The 14,403-nt window shown below is 70.7% G+C and carries 16 protein-coding genes and 3 tRNA genes; 4 read left to right on the top strand and 15 right to left on the bottom strand.

What is annotated here, in order from left to right:
* Positions 1-13: 13 nt before the first annotated feature.
* The 11 genes from BLW09_RS03050 to tilS form a co-directional block, all read right to left on the bottom strand.
* Complete coding sequence (locus BLW09_RS03050; RefSeq protein WP_089908304.1) at positions 14-877, bottom strand: Rossmann-like and DUF2520 domain-containing protein; 864 nt, start codon at positions 875-877, stop codon at positions 14-16.
* Positions 877-2,700 carry a PH domain-containing protein gene (locus tag BLW09_RS03045; protein ID WP_231947030.1) on the bottom strand — a complete coding sequence of 608 codons (1,824 nt, stop codon included), beginning with the start codon at positions 2,698-2,700 and terminating at the stop codon, positions 877-879. The genes BLW09_RS03050 and BLW09_RS03045 overlap by 1 nt, the downstream gene beginning before the upstream one ends.
* Positions 2,697-3,182: a PH domain-containing protein gene (locus tag BLW09_RS03040; RefSeq protein ID WP_089908301.1), complete on the bottom strand. Its 486-nt coding sequence runs from the start codon at positions 3,180-3,182 to the stop codon at positions 2,697-2,699. Before BLW09_RS03040 ends, BLW09_RS03045 begins: the two co-directional genes overlap by 4 nt.
* The gene (locus BLW09_RS03035) at positions 3,166-3,645 is read right to left on the bottom strand and encodes a DUF3180 domain-containing protein (RefSeq protein WP_089908299.1); all 480 of its coding nucleotides are present in this window, start codon (positions 3,643-3,645) and stop codon (positions 3,166-3,168) included. The genes BLW09_RS03040 and BLW09_RS03035 overlap by 17 nt, the downstream gene beginning before the upstream one ends.
* On the bottom strand, positions 3,642-4,184 hold the full coding sequence (gene folK, locus BLW09_RS03030; RefSeq protein ID WP_089908297.1) for a 2-amino-4-hydroxy-6-hydroxymethyldihydropteridine diphosphokinase: 543 nt from the start codon (positions 4,182-4,184) through the stop codon (positions 3,642-3,644). Before folK ends, BLW09_RS03035 begins: the two co-directional genes overlap by 4 nt.
* Complete coding sequence (gene folB, locus BLW09_RS03025) at positions 4,181-4,564, bottom strand: dihydroneopterin aldolase (RefSeq protein WP_089908292.1); 384 nt, start codon at positions 4,562-4,564, stop codon at positions 4,181-4,183. Before folB ends, folK begins: the two co-directional genes overlap by 4 nt.
* On the bottom strand, positions 4,557-5,360 hold the full coding sequence (gene folP, locus BLW09_RS03020) for a dihydropteroate synthase (protein WP_089908287.1): 804 nt from the start codon (positions 5,358-5,360) through the stop codon (positions 4,557-4,559). Before folP ends, folB begins: the two co-directional genes overlap by 8 nt.
* Positions 5,357-5,935 carry a GTP cyclohydrolase I gene (gene folE / locus BLW09_RS03015; protein ID WP_089908285.1) on the bottom strand — a complete coding sequence of 193 codons (579 nt, stop codon included), beginning with the start codon at positions 5,933-5,935 and terminating at the stop codon, positions 5,357-5,359. The genes folP and folE overlap by 4 nt, the downstream gene beginning before the upstream one ends.
* Before the next feature lie 13 nt (positions 5,936-5,948).
* Positions 5,949-7,952, bottom strand: coding sequence for an ATP-dependent zinc metalloprotease FtsH (gene ftsH / locus BLW09_RS03010; RefSeq protein ID WP_089908283.1), 2,004 nt, complete (start codon positions 7,950-7,952; stop codon positions 5,949-5,951).
* Between the two features lie 78 nt (positions 7,953-8,030).
* A complete protein-coding gene (gene hpt, locus BLW09_RS03005) occupies positions 8,031-8,582 on the bottom strand; it encodes a hypoxanthine phosphoribosyltransferase (RefSeq protein WP_089908281.1) in 552 nt (183 codons plus the stop codon).
* A 16-nt stretch (positions 8,583-8,598) separates the two neighbouring features.
* A complete protein-coding gene (gene tilS / locus BLW09_RS03000; protein ID WP_089908277.1) occupies positions 8,599-9,690 on the bottom strand; it encodes a tRNA lysidine(34) synthetase TilS in 1,092 nt (363 codons plus the stop codon).
* 45 nt (positions 9,691-9,735) lie between these two features.
* Between tilS and BLW09_RS02995 the strand changes: the two genes are divergently transcribed.
* On the top strand, positions 9,736-10,227 hold the full coding sequence (locus BLW09_RS02995) for an inorganic diphosphatase (RefSeq protein ID WP_089908273.1): 492 nt from the start codon (positions 9,736-9,738) through the stop codon (positions 10,225-10,227).
* Positions 10,228-10,308: 81 nt separating this feature from the next.
* On the opposite strand, the gene BLW09_RS02990 is transcribed toward BLW09_RS02995, so the two are convergent.
* Together BLW09_RS02990 and BLW09_RS02985 are read right to left on the bottom strand one after the other, a co-directional pair.
* Positions 10,309-11,595, bottom strand: a complete 1,287-nt coding sequence (locus tag BLW09_RS02990) for a C40 family peptidase (protein ID WP_089908271.1) — start codon at positions 11,593-11,595, stop codon at positions 10,309-10,311.
* A complete protein-coding gene (locus tag BLW09_RS02985; RefSeq protein ID WP_089908268.1) occupies positions 11,588-12,874 on the bottom strand; it encodes a peptidoglycan DD-metalloendopeptidase family protein in 1,287 nt (428 codons plus the stop codon). Before BLW09_RS02985 ends, BLW09_RS02990 begins: the two co-directional genes overlap by 8 nt.
* A gap of 352 nt (positions 12,875-13,226) precedes the next feature.
* Between BLW09_RS02985 and BLW09_RS02980 the strand changes: the two genes are divergently transcribed.
* From BLW09_RS02980 to BLW09_RS02970, 3 genes are all read left to right on the top strand, one after another.
* Positions 13,227-13,299 (top strand) — tRNA-Glu (locus BLW09_RS02980).
* A gap of 77 nt (positions 13,300-13,376) precedes the next feature.
* Positions 13,377-13,453 (top strand) — tRNA-Asp (locus BLW09_RS02975).
* A gap of 60 nt (positions 13,454-13,513) precedes the next feature.
* Positions 13,514-13,586, top strand: a tRNA-Phe gene (locus BLW09_RS02970).
* A gap of 245 nt (positions 13,587-13,831) precedes the next feature.
* On the opposite strand, the gene BLW09_RS19325 is transcribed toward BLW09_RS02970, so the two are convergent.
* The gene (locus tag BLW09_RS19325; RefSeq protein ID WP_442911283.1) at positions 13,832-13,945 is read right to left on the bottom strand and encodes a VOC family protein; all 114 of its coding nucleotides are present in this window, start codon (positions 13,943-13,945) and stop codon (positions 13,832-13,834) included.
* Positions 13,946-13,974: 29 nt separating this feature from the next.
* Positions 13,975-14,328 (bottom strand): hypothetical protein, encoded by a 354-nt coding sequence (locus BLW09_RS02965; RefSeq protein ID WP_157696893.1) that lies wholly within the window; start codon positions 14,326-14,328, stop codon positions 13,975-13,977.
* Between the last annotated feature and the right edge of the window lie 75 nt (positions 14,329-14,403).

Below are 14,403 nucleotides of genomic sequence, written 5' to 3'. Positions count from 1 at the left end.
GGCCGGAACCAGGCTACTCGCCGCGCAGGAACCACCCGCGCCCGTCGTCGTCGGGATCGCCCTCGGCGGAGCGGTCGCGAGCACCGCCCGAGCCGCCCGACGAGCCGGGAAGCGGTCCGACCGAGGCATCGTCGTTCAGCGCACCGATCACATCGAGGTCCAGCCGGGTCGGCGCTCCCGCGCGGGTCAGCGCGTTGTCCACCGCCGAGCGGATGAGCGAACTGAGGAAGGAGCCGGGCTTGTCGACGCCGATGCTCTTCAGCAGCCCCGTCGACTGCTCGACGATGGACCGCGAGAAGGCCGTCGCCGTCGCGATCGCCTCGGCGTAGGCGGGCCGATCGCCCTCGTCCACCACCACCGGCTCGCCGCCGATCTCGACCACCAGGGCCTGGGCGATCGGCAACACCGGCGCCGGGGCGGTCACCGCGAAGTAGCTCTCGCCGAGGCGGGCGAGGTCGAGGCTCGTCCCGGTGAACTCGAGGGCCGGGTGGATGGCGAGCGGGATGGCGCCGGCGGCCGCCGCGGGCTGCAGCACCTCGATCCCGAACCCGGGTGCCGTGTGCATCACGATCTGCCCGGGCTGCCATGTGCCGGTCGCTGCGAGACCGGCGACCAGGCTCGGGAGTTCCGCAGCGGGGACCGCGAGGATCACCAGCTCGCTGCGTTCCACCACGGTCGGGATGTCGAGCACCGGAACGCCGGGGAGCATCGCCTCTGCGCGTTCCCGGCTCTGCTCGGAGACCGCGGACACCCCGACGATCGCGTGGCCGGCGCCCGCGAGCGCGAGGCCGAGCACGGGGCCGACGCGTCCGGCGCCGACGATCCCCACGCCGAGCCGGCCGGAACGCTGCGAAGGCGGACGGGCGGATGGCAGCATCAGTGCTCCTTCTTGATCGGGGGTGCAACGTCGACACGCGGTGCAGCGTCGACACGCGGCACGGCATCGCCACGCGGCGCAGCGTCGACACGCGGCGCGGCGTCGACACGCGGCGCAGCGTCCACGCGCGGCGCAGCATCGGCGCGGGAGCCGCCGTCGGGCACAGCCTGGCCCCAGCGGTGGCTCCGGTCGGCGGCGGCAGCCGCGACGGCGCGCGCCGACACCTCCTCGAACAGGCGGACGCCGGTCGGAGCGTCGATCGCCGCCAGGCGCGGCCGGACCGGGCCGGACACGGTGTGGAAACGGGCCTCGGCGAGCGCGAGCGCCGCATCCAGCGGCCCCTGCTGCAGCTCCAGGCTCTGCAGGCGCGCGAGCGGCACGATCGCGAGACTCCGCCAGACGAAACCGCGGCGCAACAGGATCGCATCGTCCACCACGCGGAAGCCGGTGCGCTGCCAGGAGAGCGGACGGATCCACGCCGCCCGGCGGGGACTCCCGACGTAGACGTCGCGGCCGGCCGACGACATCCCCGACTCGATCAGCTCCCGGTGCTCGTCTGTGGCGAAGCCGGGCAGCGCCAGCGCCAGGACGCGGAAGACGTCGGCCGCGTCGCCCACCGGCAGCATCGTCGTGTTCGGCTGCCCGGCCGCCCCCTTCTCGCGCGAATGGCCCGCCGTGTCGATCCGGATCTGCCACCAGCCGAACGGGCGCCACAGCAGCGGCTGCAGCACCTCGACGGCGTGGATGCGGCCGGGCGGCAGCGTCTCGTTGCTCGTGCTCAGCAGGCCGAAGCCGACGCGCACGCCGTCCGGCGTCCCGGCGATCGAGTACCGCAGCGACTTGGTGAACCGGTTGATGTAGAAACTGGCCGAACCGATGAGCCCGGGCAGCACGACGATGAGGAGCCACAGCTCGCCGCTCGACGCTCCCCAGATCAGGAACGCGACGACGACGAGCACGAAGACCGTGAATCCGCTCAACAGCAGGGAGCCCAGCAGCCGGAGCGGCGGGATCTTCACGACCGACTCCGGCGGCGCCGCGTTCGGGTCGAGCTCGGGCGCCAGGAACTCGTTCACGCGACGACCGACGAGATCCCCCACCGCGGCGACGCGCGACGGCCCCGCGCCGGGTACGTTCTCGCCACCGACGGCCTCCGCAGTCGCCCTCGCACCGTCCGCTGCCGCCGCACCAGCAGCCGCCGCGGCGGCCTCCGCCGCCTCCGCCGCCTCCGCCGCACGCACCCCCGACGCCAGCCGCAGCACATCCGCGCGCAGGCCGTCCGCCAGCGACGACCCCAGGTACGCCAGCTGCACGTTCGCGTCGTGGCCGGCGACCGACACATCCAGCTTGGCCGCCCCGAAGATCCGGGCGAGCACCGGGCGCACGACGTTGATGCCCTGGATGCGGTCCAGCCGCGCCTTGCGCTGGGTGCGGAACAGGATGCCGCTGCGCACCTCGACCGCGTCGCCGGTGATCCGGAAGCTGTGCATCCTCCACGACAGATAGAAGGCGCCGAAGCAGAGCAGCAGCACGACCGCCACCCCGAGCAGCGCCCAGCCCTCCCAGCCGTGGTTGTAGATCGCGTCCAGCGGGTCGCCGCCGTAGTCGGGGGCGCCGACGAAGAAGCCGATCAGGCGTTCGCGCAGGTTCGACAGCACGAACCCGAACAGGGCGATGAACACGATGCCGCCGCGGAGCAGCGGGGTCGCGGGATGCAGCCGATGCCACTCGCCGTCGGTGTACCGCTCGGCGGCCCGCTCCGCACGCGTGAGGGGCGGGCCGAGGGGCGGACCCGTCGGCGCGCCGCCATCCGGGGCGCTCACAGTCCCGCCCGTCTGCTCTCTGCCAGCTCGACGAGCCGGTCGCGAAGCTCGGCGGCCTCCGGCTCCGGGAGGCCGGGGACCATCACCCCGGTGGAGGCTGCGGCCGTCACGAACTTGAGGTCGGCCAGTCCGAGCATCCGGCTGACCGGTCCGCGGTTGATGTCGATCAGCTGCATGCGCCCGTACGGCACCGACACGAAGCGCTGGAACATGATGCCCCGGCGGAACAGCAGGTCGTCGTCACGCAGCCGGTAGCCGATCGAGCGGGCGCGCCGCGGGGCGATGATGAGGGCGATCACCGAGATGACGACAACGACGACGAGCGCCAGCCAGCCGAACGGCCAGCCGCCGACCAGCCACAGGAACAGCGAGGCCGCCGCCAGCACCAGGCCGGTGATCACGGTGCTCGCGATGACGACGAGGACGTACTTGGGTGAGACGCGGCGCCAGTCGCCGATGCTCAGGTCAATCCGATCGGGCATTCACGGTCTCCGTGCGGTCGTCGTCGTCGCCCGGGGGCAGGGTGCAGAACAGCTCGGCGACGAGCCCGGCGACGAGCAGGATCACCGCTCCGGCGGTCGCGAGGGCGGTCAGCAGGATGGCGTTCCCGCCGGGCAGGACGTCCCGGCTGAGCAGATACGCGCCGAGCCCGACACCGATGCCCGTGAGGAGGGCGCCGCTCAGGCCGCACGCCTTGGCGAGCACCACGATCCTGGTCGCCTGGAACGGGTCGATGCGGCGCACGCTCCTGCCGCGGACGGCACGGCGGATCGGCAGCGCGAACGCGATGACGATGATCGCCACCGCGACCAGCGTGATCGGCAGCGTCAGCGGCGGGATGAAGATCGGCTGTCCCATCCCCGCGGCGGTCAGCTCGGCCAGGAAGCCGATGACGAGCCCGGCGACGCCGAGGCCGATGAGCGAGCTCGGACGGGTGCGCTTCACGAGCGGGCCTCCCAGACACGGACCGGATCCGTGGCGCGGGCGGCGAGGTCCGCGACCGGCCCGAAGCCGGCGAGCCGGGCGTCCGGATCGACGTCGAGCCAGGGCACGAGGACGAAGGCCCGCTCGTGGGCACGCGGATGCGGCAGCACGATGCGCGGGTCGTCGTCGGACACCATCCGGTCGTAGTCGACGATGTCGATGTCGATGGTGCGGTCGCCCCAGTGCTCCTCGCGGACGCGGCCCAGCCGGTCCTCGACGCGGTGGACGACGTCCAGCAGCGCGAGCGGTTCGAGCAGGGTGCGGACGAGCGCGACGGCGTTGAGGTACGCGGGCGCCTCGACATCGATGCCGTCCGGCTTCAGCGCGGGCGTCTCGTACAGGCGCGAGACGGCACGCACGTCGACGCCGGCCTCCTCCCCGAGCGCGTCGACAGCGGCCTGGATGGTGCCGGCACGGTCGCCGAGGTTGCTCCCGAACGCGAGCACGGCGGGAACGCCGACCCGCATGCGGACCGGCTTCCCCAGCGGCGCGGCGTTCACGCGCGCCCCCGGGTGATGCGGACGGCGACATCCCCGAATGGGACGCTGATCGGCGCCTGCGGCTTGTGGACGGTCACCTCGACGGCATCCACCGGCTCATGGGCGAGCACCGCCTCGGCGACGCGCTCGGCGACTGTCTCGATCAGGTCGACCGGGTCGCGCTCGACCGCCGCGACGACCTCCTCGGCCAGCTCGCCGTAGTGCACGGTCGCGGCGAGATCGTCACTGGCCGACGCGACCGAGAGGTCGAGCCACGCCGTCACATCGACGACGAACTCCTGCCCCTCGGCGCGCTCGAAGTCGAACACACCGTGGTTGGCGTGGACGCGCAGACCGGTCAGGATGATCGAGTCGGTGGGCCGAGGCTGGAGGCTACTCATCGCGTCCAGCTTGCCATGCTCGCACAACGTCGAGGGCGATCCGGGTCGACGGAACGTCGTGGACCCGGACGGCCCACGCTCCCGCCTGCGCGGCCAGCGCCGAGATCACGGCCGTCGGGGCGTCACGCGCCTCGGCGGGCGCACCCTCGGGCAGCAGCGCCCCCAGGAACCGCTTGCGGGAGGCGCCGATCAGCACCGGGTACCCGAGCGTCTCGATCTCGTGCAGCCCGGCGAGCACCTGCCAGTTGTGACGCGCGTTCTTCGAGAAGCCGAGCCCGGGGTCGAGGATGAGTTTGGCAGGGTCGACGCCGCGCCGCACGAGGTCGGTGACGCGTGCCGACAGCTCGGCGCGGACCTCGGCCACCGTGTGCCGATAGACCGCCCGCGAGTCGGCCGCGTCCAGGCGTCCGCGCCAGTGCATCGCGACGTACTGCGCGCCGGTCTCGAGGAGCACCTCCGGCATCCGCTCGTCGGCGAGCCCTCCGGAGACGTCGTTGATGATCGCCGCGCCCGCCTCGACGGCGGCCCGCGCGGTGGACGCGTTGAGCGTGTCGACGCTGACGGTCACCCCGCGGGAGGCCAGCTCGCGGATCACCGGGACGACCCGCGCCTGCTCGTCGACCGGGTCGACGCTCGCGGCTCCCGGCCGGGTGGACTCGCCGCCGACATCGACCAGGTCGGCGCCCTGCGCTACGAGGTCGAGGCCGTGCGCGATGGCGGCGTCCGGCTCCAGCCAGAGCCCGCCGTCGCTGAACGAGTCCGGCGTCACGTTGAGGACGCCCATGATGAGGGTCACTTGACGCCGCGCCCGATCAACGCGATGAGCTCGGCCCGGACCACGGGGTCGGTGTACGCGCCGCGAGCGGCGACGGTCACGGTCGTGCTGCCGGTCTGCCGGGGGCCGCGAGTGGTGACGCAGGAGTGCGCGGCGTCGAGGACGACGAGCACGCCGCGCGCGGCGGCGCCCTGCTCGATGGTGTCCGCGATCTGCTCGGTCAGGCGCTCCTGGATCTGCGGGCGCGACGCCAGGGTGTCGATGGCACGCGGGATGCGGCCGAGCCCGATCACGGTGTCCCCCGGCAGGTACGCGACGTGCGCGACGCCGACGAACGGAAGCAGATGGTGCTCGCACACGGAACGGAACTCGATGTCGCGCAGCAATACGGTCTCGGCCTGGCGGCCCTCCTCGAGCGGAACCGGCTCCCCGAGGTCGGCTTCGGCATCCCGCCCGATCCCGGCGAAGAACTCGGCGTAGGAGTCGGCGACGCGCGAGGGCGTGCTCTCCAGCCCCGGACGCGCCGGATCCTCGCCGATGGCGGCGAGGATCTCGGCGACGGCCGCTTCGATGCGCGGACGATCGATTCCGCTCATGCGCGCGACGGCCCTAGGCGGTCGCCGGGCGCGGCTTGATCGCGGGCGAACGCTTCGGCTTCGCCGCCGGCGGCTCGGAGTCGACGCCGCCGTCCACCGCGCCCGCGTCGATCGGGGCCTTGGGGAACGGGATGGGCGGGACATCCGAGATCGGACGCTTGTCGCTGGACAGCCACTGCGGGCGCTCCGGCAGCTTCTTCACGTCGGCGAAGATCTCGGCGATCTGATTGTGGTCGAGGGTCTCGTGCTCGAGGAGCGACGCGGCCAGACGGTCGAGCACCGCGCGGTTCTCGTTGAGCACCTCCCACGCCTCGTCGTGCGCCTTCTCGATGAGGGCGCGCACTTCGGCGTCGACCCGCTCGGCGATCCGCTCGGAGTAGTCGCGCTGGTGGCCCATGTCGCGGCCGAGGAACATCTCGCCGTTCGCCTGGCCGAGCTTGACCGAGCCGATGTCCGCGCTCATGCCGTACTCGGTGACCATCTTGCGGGCGATGGAGGTCGCCTTCTCGATGTCGTTCGAGGCGCCGGTGGTCGGGTCGTGGAACACGATCTCCTCGGCCACGCGACCGCCCATGGCGTAGGCGAGCTGGTCGAGCAGCTCGTTGCGGGTGATGGAGTACTTGTCCTCCAGCGGGAGCACCATCGTGTAGCCGAGGGCACGGCCGCGCGGCAGGATGGTGATCTTCGTCACGGGGTCGGTGTGGCGCATCGCCGCGGCGGCGAGCGCGTGTCCGCCCTCGTGGTACGCCGTGATGAGCTTCTCCTGGTCCTTCATGACCCTGGTGCGCTTCTGCGGACCGGCGATGACGCGGTCGACGGCCTCGTCCAGCGCGCGGTTGTCGATCAGCTGCGCGTTCGACCGGGCGGTGAGCAGGGCGGCCTCGTTGAGGACGTTGGCCAGGTCGGCGCCGGTGAAGCCCGGCGTCTTGCGGGCGAGCACCTCGAGGTCGACCGATGCCGCCAGCGGCTTGCCGCGGCCGTGCACCTCGAGGATCTTCTTCCGGCCGAGCAGGTCGGGCGCATCCACGCCGATCTGGCGGTCGAAGCGGCCGGGGCGCAGCAGCGCGGGGTCGAGGATGTCGGGACGGTTGGTCGCCGCGATGAGGATGACGTTGGTCTTGGGGTCGAAGCCGTCCATCTCCACCAGGAGCTGGTTCAGCGTCTGCTCGCGCTCGTCGTGCCCGCCGCCGAGTCCGGCGCCGCGGTGACGGCCGACCGCGTCGATCTCGTCGATGAAGATGATCGCGGGCGAGTTCTCCTTCGCCTGCTGGAACAGGTCGCGGACGCGGCTCGCGCCGACGCCGACGAACATCTCGACGAAGTCGGAACCCGAGATCGAGTAGAAGGGCACACCGGCCTCACCCGCGACGGCGCGGGCGAGCAGGGTCTTGCCCGTTCCGGGAGGGCCGTACAGCAGCACGCCCTTCGGGATGCGGGCGCCGACCGCCTGGAACTTGGCCGGCTCCTTCAGGAAGTCCTTGATCTCCTGCAGCTCTTCGATCGCCTCGTCCGACCCGGCGACGTCGTCGAAGGTGACCTTCGGCGTCTCCTTGGTCACGAGCTTCGCCCGCGACTTGCCGAACTGCATGACCTTGTTCCCGCCGCCCTGCATGCCGGAGATCATGATCCAGAAGAACACGCCGATGAGGAGTGCCGGGATGAGGAAGCCGAGGATGTTGACGAACCAGTTCGGCTGCGGGACCTCGTCGTCGTAGCCCTTGGGGAGGTTCGCGTCGTCGACCGCCTTCACGACGTCCTGGCCGCGCGGGGTGACGTAGTAGAACTGCACCTGGTTGCCCAGGTTGCCGTCCGGCTCCTTGAGCGTCAGGTCGACGCGGTTCTCGCCGTCGACGATCTTCGCGCTCGACACCTTGTCCTGGGAGAGGTACTCCAGGCCCTTCTGCGTCGACACGCTCTTGAAGCCCGACATCGTGATGAGGCTGGAGCCGATCCACACGATGATGATCGCCAGCACGACGTACAGAATCGGGCCGCGGAAGATCTTCTTGACGTTCATGGTGCGACCACAGTACCGCCTGGGCGCTGTGGGTCGCCTGCGTGTTCGCTCTGGGCGGTCTGCGTGCGGCCCGCTGCCTCAGCTGTAGACGGCGGGGGCCAGGATGCCGACCCCGCGCAGGGTGCGGTAGCGCTCGTCGTAGTCGAGGCCGTAGCCCACCACGAACTGGTTCGGGATGTCGAAGCCGACGTACTTCACGTCGATCTCGACGCGCGCGGCATCCGGCTTGCGCAGCAGGGTGAAGATCTCGATGGACTCCGGGCCGCGGCTGCGCAGGTTCGACAGCAGCCACGAGAGCGTGAGGCCCGAGTCGATGATGTCCTCGACGATCAGGACGGTCTTGCCGCTGAGGTCGGTGTCGAGGTCTTTCAGGATGCGGACGACGCCGCTGGACTGCGTCCCGCTGCCGTACGAGCTGACGGCCATCCAGTCCATCGTGACGGGGATGCGCAGCTCACGGGAGAGGTCGGCCATCACCATGACCGCGCCCTTCAGGACGCCGATCAGCAGGACGTCCTTGCCGGCGTAGTCCCGCTCCACCTCCCGGGCCAGCTCGGCGATGCGGGAGCGGATCTGCTCCTCGGTGATCAGAATCTCGGTCAGGTCGTTCTGAACGTCCGTGAGTTCCATGGGGGAGGCGCTGTCCTTACGTGGTGGGGTGAAACGTGAGCAGCCCGTTCTGCCTGACCACTCTAACGCCTGGCAGGTCGACCGGCCCCTGCCCGTGCCAGTCGGTGATGAGCGCCGCGACCGCGAGCGTGTGGGCACGCGTGAGGGACACGCCGAACTCCGCGGAGACCACCAGCCGGATGATGCGCTGGCGGAGCGCCGCGGGGTCGGCCGCCAGACCGCGGACGTCGAGCGCGACCGCGCCGTCGTCGGTCTGGCTGACCAGTTCGAGCGCCCATTCCAGCGCGAGGCCATCGAGCGCCTCGTCGTCCTCGCGCAGCTGCTCGGCCGTCCGCGCGAGGGCCTCGGCGACGCCGGGGCCGAGCTCGCGCTCCAGCACCGGGAGCACCGTCGTGCGCACGCGCACGCGCGTGTAAGAGGGGTCGTCGTTGTGCGGGTCGTCCCAGGGCTCCAGGCCACTGTCGGCGCAGAAGGCCCGCGTCTGGGTGCGGCGGAGGCCGAGGAAGGGGCGCAGCAGGCGGCCCGTGTCGGGCAGCATCCCCTGCAGGCTCGACGGGCCGGAGCCGCGGGCGAGGCCGAGGAGGACCGTCTCCGCCTGGTCGTCGAGCGTGTGGGCCAGCAGGATGCGCTCGGCGCCGGTGGCTACGCGAGCGCGGTCGAACGCGGCGTGACGGGCCGCACGCGCCGCGCCCTCGGGGCCGCCGTCGCCCTCGACGGCGACGCGGTCGACGATCACCGGGTCGAGGCCCAGGGCGGTCGCCTGCTCCGCGGCACGGGCGGCCACGGCATCCGAGCCGGGCTGCAGGCCGTGGTCGACGATCACCGCACCGGCACGGAATCCGTTCCTGGGCGCTTCGAAGGCGGTCGCCGCGGCGAGGGCGAGCGAGTCCGCTCCCCCGCTCAGGCCGACCAGGACGAGCGCTCCCGGGTGGAGGGGCGATGGCCGCTCCGGACCGTGGTCGTTGTGCGGGTCGACCTCCGGCAGGGCCGCCGCCGCAGCGAGCGCCGTGCGGACGGCGCGGCGGGCGTCGGCGATCGGCGGGGTCAGGCGCGGGCGGCGCTGCGGGTCGGGCGAGGCCTGCCCGGCCTCCGATCCGTCGAGGTGCATCCAGTAACGTTAGTGCAGGTTTCGCACAGAGCTAAGGAGTACGGAATGGCCGAATACGACGTCGTCATCGAGATCCCGAAGGGGAGCCGCAACAAGTACGAGGTGGACCACGAGACGGGTCGCGTGTACCTCGACCGCGTGCTGTTCACCAGCTTCGTCTACCCGACCGACTACGGCTTCTTCGAGAACACGCTGGGCGACGACGGCGACCCGCTGGACGCCCTGGTGCTGCTCGAGTACCCGGTGTTCCCGGGCGTCGGCGTGAAGGTCCGCCCGGTCGCCGTGCTCAACATGAGCGACGAGGCCGGCGGCGACGCGAAGGTCATCGCGGTGCCCTACAAGGACCCGCGCTGGCAGCACATCCAGGATGTGAACGACATCCCGGAGCAGACCCGCAAGGAGATCGAGCACTTCTTCGCCCGCTACAAGGACCTCGAGCCGGGCAAGTTCGTCAACATCGAGGGCTGGGGCGACGCGGCCGAGGCCGACGGCCTCATCCAGAAGGCGATCGCGAAGCTCGCCGCCGAGGGCCACTGACCCCTCCACCGTCGAGTACGCAAAAACTGCACGTCATCCGGCTGGATGGCGTGCAGTTTTTGCGTACTCGACGGTGGGGGGTCAGGCGCTGGGGCGGGCGACGAGGCGCCAGGGGGAGCCCCAGACGGACTGCACCTTGACGACGTCGCCCTCGGTGGGAGCCGCGATCATCATGCCGCCGCCGATGTAGATGCCGACGTGGTAGAAGTCGCCGGGACCGCTGCCCCAGAAGATCAGGTCGCCGGCCTGCTTGGCGCTGTACGAGACGAGCTGGCCCCGGTTGGCGGCGGTGTAGTACTGGTTGTTCACCGAGTGGGAGCCGATGTAGAGGCCGGCGTAGGCGTACGCCTTCATGGTCAGGCCGGAGCAGTCGTAGCCGACCGGGCCCTCACCGCCGAAGATATACGGCTTGCCGAGCTGCGCGCGCGCGTACGAGATCGCCGTCTGCACGACGTTGCCGTTCGGGGCGGCCGGCGCCGACCCTCCGCCGCCCCCACCGCCGGACGAGGCCGGCGGCTTGGGCGCCGCGGCCTGCTGCTGTTGCTGCTGCTGGAGCGCCGCTTCCTGCGCCTTGCGTGCGGCCTCCTGCTGCGCCTTCACCTGCTCCCCCTGCAGATACGCGGCCTCGGTCTGGGTCGAGGTGTTCTTCAGCGTGGCGAGCTGGGCGACGAGCTCCGTCGACTTCTGCTGCTGGGTCGCGAGGGCGGACTGCGCGGCCGCCTGCGCGGACTGCGCTGCGGCCAGCGCCTTGTCCGCCTCGGCGGCCAGGGCTTCGCGCTCGGTCTTGGCGGACTTGGCCTGCGCGGTCAGTGCGTCGGCGGTGTTCTTGTCCTTCGTCGCCTGCTCGTAGACCGCCTTCGACTGCTCCGTCAGCTTGCTCATCGTGCCGAGCTGGAACAGCAGTTTGTCCGCCGCGTCGCCGGATCCCCCACCCTTCAACATCAGGTCGGTGGTGACGTCCCCGCCGCCCGACTTCGCCAGGTGGGAGGCGAGGAGCCCTGCGCGCATCTTCGAGGTCTTGGCCTTCTCGGCCGCGGCCCCCGCCTGCTTCTCGAGGTCGGCGGCCTTCGCCGTGGCCGCGTCGAGCGCGTCCTTGGCCTGGAAGTAGGCTTCCGCCGCCTTCTCCGAAGCGATGCGGGCGGCATCCACGCTGGACTGGAGGTTGCCGATCAGCGTGGTGATGTTGTCGATCATCGCCTGCTGGTTGGCCACGTTGTTCTTGGCCTGCTGGACGTCGTTCCACGACGGATAGTCGACCGCCTGAGCAGGGGTGACGATGCCGATGGATGCCGTGACCGCGCCCATGACACCCGCACCGATGGCGAGGCCCGGACGGACCCGGCTGCTCTTCTCGTTCTGGTTAGCCAAGGGGGGCCCGCCTGTCTCTCATGAAGGGGATGCCGTCGATCTTCTCGCCACCGACCCGCACCTCGTAGTGGAGGTGGCATCCGGTGGAGGCACCGGTCGTCCCGACGCGGGCGATAGGCTGGCCGGCTCCGACCTGCTGGCCGATGCCGACCATGATGCCGCCGTTGCGGATGTGCGCGTACCCGGTCTGGATGCCGCCGCCGTTGTCGATCAGGACGAAGTTTCCGTACGACCCGTTGGGTCCCGCGTAGACGACCGTGCCGTCGTGGGCCGCGTAGATCGGCGCGTTGCAGGAAGCGCCGATGTCGATACCCAGGTGGTAGGTGCTGCCGACACCGCCGGGGGACGGACGGGCGCCGAAGCCGTCGGTGATCGGACCGGCTGCGGGCACAGCCCACCCCTGCGGTCCGACGTAGCCGCCGGGGAGTCCGCCTGAACCGCGGGCTGCTGCCGCTGCGGCAGCAGCCGCGACGCCGGCCTGATAGCCGGCGACGGTCTGCGCCGTCGCGTCCTTGAGCGCGGCGAGCTGCGCCTGCATGATGACGATCTGCTTCTGCTGCTCGGCGAGTTTGTCCTGCGCCGCTTTCGCCGCCTCGATCGCCGCCTGCATCGCCGCCTCTGCGACGACGCGCAGACGCTCGCGCTCGGCCTTGGCGACGGTCGCCTGGTCGGACAGCGATTTCGCGGTGTTCTGCGCGGCCTTGGCGTCGGAGTACACCTTGTTGGACTGCTCCACCAGCTTCGACATGCTGCCGAGGTCGGAGAGCAGCTGCTCCGGACTCGTGGAGGTCGCGTGGTTGCCGCTGAGGAAGAGGTTCGCCGTGAGGTTCCGGCCGCCGGTGCGGTAGAGCTGAGCGGCGAGCTTGCCCGCTTGCGTGCTGGCGTCGTCCGCCTTCTTCTGGCTCGCCGCCGCCTGCGATTCGAGATTGGACGCCTGGATCGCGGCCTTGTCGAAGTCCGCTTGAGCGGCCTCGAGCTCTTCGCCGCGCTTGACCGCGGCGGCCTGCGTGTCGGCGACCTCCTGCTGGAGCTGGGCGATGAGGCCGTTGATGCGGTTGACCTGAGCGGAGGCGGCCGCTTCATTGGCCTTCGCGGCCTGAACATCCTGCCAGCTCGGATAGTTGTCGGCGTAGGCGGGGGCGGCGACCGCGCCGATCGAGGCGACGACACCCACGACGAGGGCGGCGAGGGCTCGCGTCGCGCGGGCGCCGAGGACCGCCCGGCGGCGTTCGCCGCGGGTGGTCGGGGGAACCGTTCGGCTGGTCGTTTCGCGTCTCATGCTGTTTCTCGGCCCGCTCACTTCTGCGTCGACGTTCGTCACGCGAGTCACACGCGCCTCACCGTCAACATGCGCAACTCTAGCAACATACGCTTTTCCGTCCTGGTCGGAGGCCGGAATTGGGGTGGGATCGGCGTGCGTCCGCACGAGCGGTCGGGGGACCGCCTGGCTCGCAGACTATGGCGCTGCGTCGCCCGACCCGAGGATTTCCGAGTGGCGTTGCGCGAACCGGTGCCGGGCTCCCCACACGCCGACCCGCCCGGGATCCGAACCCGATTCGCATTCTCCTTCGCACTTCCGTATGCTTATGCGTCGGTGGTCATCGGAAAGCGCAAGCAATTCGGGACAATCCGGCCCCATCGTTTAGCGGCCTAGGACGCCGCCCTTTCACGGCGGTAGCACGGGTTCGAATCCCGTTGGGGTCACGCCGAACGGTGTCCACTAGTATGGATGAGCAGTAAAAACTCAGAAGCACCACACAATTGAAAAAGCACCACAGTAAGGCCCTGTAGCGCAGTTGGTTAGCGTGCCGCCCTGTCACGGCGGAGGTCGCGGGTTCAAGTCCCGTCAGGGTCGCCACGGCGACAAGCCCTTCCCACCGGAAGGGCTTCCGTCTAAGTGGATGCTCACGCATCCCCTGGCTCTGTAGCTCAGTTGGTAGAGCGTTCGACTGAAAATCGAAAGGTCACCGGATCGACGCCGGTCGGAGCCACCGAGAAAAACCCCCGGATTCCCAGCGGAATCCGGGGGTTTTTCTTTTCCGTCCGCCGATGACCCCTGTCAGGGCTGGGCGCTCTCGGACATGGGTGCGGCTTCGTCCTGAACCATCATCCCGACCATGTTCCCGGCCGGGTCACGGAACATCGCGAACGTCCCGACTCCGGGCACGCAAAACGGGATCCCGCCGCTGGTCTGCAAGACGCCCCCGGCGAGTGCGCCGCCACCGGGCGAGAGCAGTCAGTACTCCGGGCCGGAAGGCCGGACCTCCCAGCCGAACAGGCGGCCGTAGAAGCCCGCCAGCGCTCCGCCGTCCGGCGCGCCGAACTCGAAGTGTATGACGGGATGGGACATTGCTCCGCTCCTTCTGATCGAGTGTTCCCTCACGCCCGGCCGCTGCCTGGGGCGAAGAGACGGCGGCACAGCAGGACGCCCACGACCGTGTCGGCGATCACGGCAAGCACGTACAGGGTGTACGCGCCCACGACGAGCGCACGGGGCCAGCCCTCCGCTGGCGTGTCACCGGAGGCGAGACCCGTGAGGTCTGCGCTGACTCCGGTCAGGACGAAGAAGGCGACGATCGCCGCCAGGCCGGTGCCGGTGGCCCACCGGAGACTGCGCGCCAGGACCGCCGCAACGACCAGGGCTGCCGCTCCGGCGACGACGAAAGCGACGAGCTCGCCCGGCATGAGGACGTCGAACCGGAGCGGACCTCCCGCGAACAGAGTTGCAACCATGAACAGGATCGGGATTGCGAGCGGTGCACCCGTGAGGACCGTGCCGCCCACCCCCAGTGACTGCGCCACCACGGA

The sequence above is a fragment of the Leifsonia sp. 21MFCrub1.1 genome (assembly GCF_900107895.1).
Lineage (GTDB): Bacteria > Actinomycetota > Actinomycetes > Actinomycetales > Microbacteriaceae > Leifsonia > Leifsonia soli.
The sequence above is the reverse complement of the archived record's forward strand: the minus strand, read 5'-3'. Positions and strand labels throughout refer to the sequence as shown.

Excerpts from the sequence above, each read along its gene's own strand:
- folE (WP_089908285.1), bottom strand. The coding sequence starts at position 5,935 with ATGAGCGGAATCGATCGTCCGCGCATCGAAGCGGCCGTCGCCGAGATC.
- BLW09_RS02965 (WP_157696893.1), bottom strand. The coding sequence starts at position 14,328 with ATGGTTGCAACTCTGTTCGCGGGAGGTCCGCTCCGGTTCGACGTCCTC.
- BLW09_RS19325 (WP_442911283.1), bottom strand. The coding sequence starts at position 13,945 with ATGTCCCATCCCGTCATACACTTCGAGTTCGGCGCGCCGGACGGCGGA.
- hpt (WP_089908281.1), bottom strand. The coding sequence starts at position 8,582 with ATGGAACTCACGGACGTTCAGAACGACCTGACCGAGATTCTGATCACC.
- folB (WP_089908292.1), bottom strand. The coding sequence starts at position 4,564 with ATGAGTAGCCTCCAGCCTCGGCCCACCGACTCGATCATCCTGACCGGT.
- tilS (WP_089908277.1), bottom strand. The coding sequence starts at position 9,690 with ATGCACCTCGACGGATCGGAGGCCGGGCAGGCCTCGCCCGACCCGCAG.
- BLW09_RS02985 (WP_089908268.1), bottom strand. The coding sequence starts at position 12,874 with ATGAGACGCGAAACGACCAGCCGAACGGTTCCCCCGACCACCCGCGGC.
- BLW09_RS03040 (WP_089908301.1), bottom strand. The coding sequence starts at position 3,182 with ATGCCCGATCGGATTGACCTGAGCATCGGCGACTGGCGCCGCGTCTCA.
- BLW09_RS03050 (WP_089908304.1), bottom strand. The coding sequence starts at position 877 with ATGCTGCCATCCGCCCGTCCGCCTTCGCAGCGTTCCGGCCGGCTCGGC.
- ftsH (WP_089908283.1), bottom strand. The coding sequence starts at position 7,952 with ATGAACGTCAAGAAGATCTTCCGCGGCCCGATTCTGTACGTCGTGCTG.
- BLW09_RS02995 (WP_089908273.1), top strand. The coding sequence starts at position 9,736 with ATGGCCGAATACGACGTCGTCATCGAGATCCCGAAGGGGAGCCGCAAC.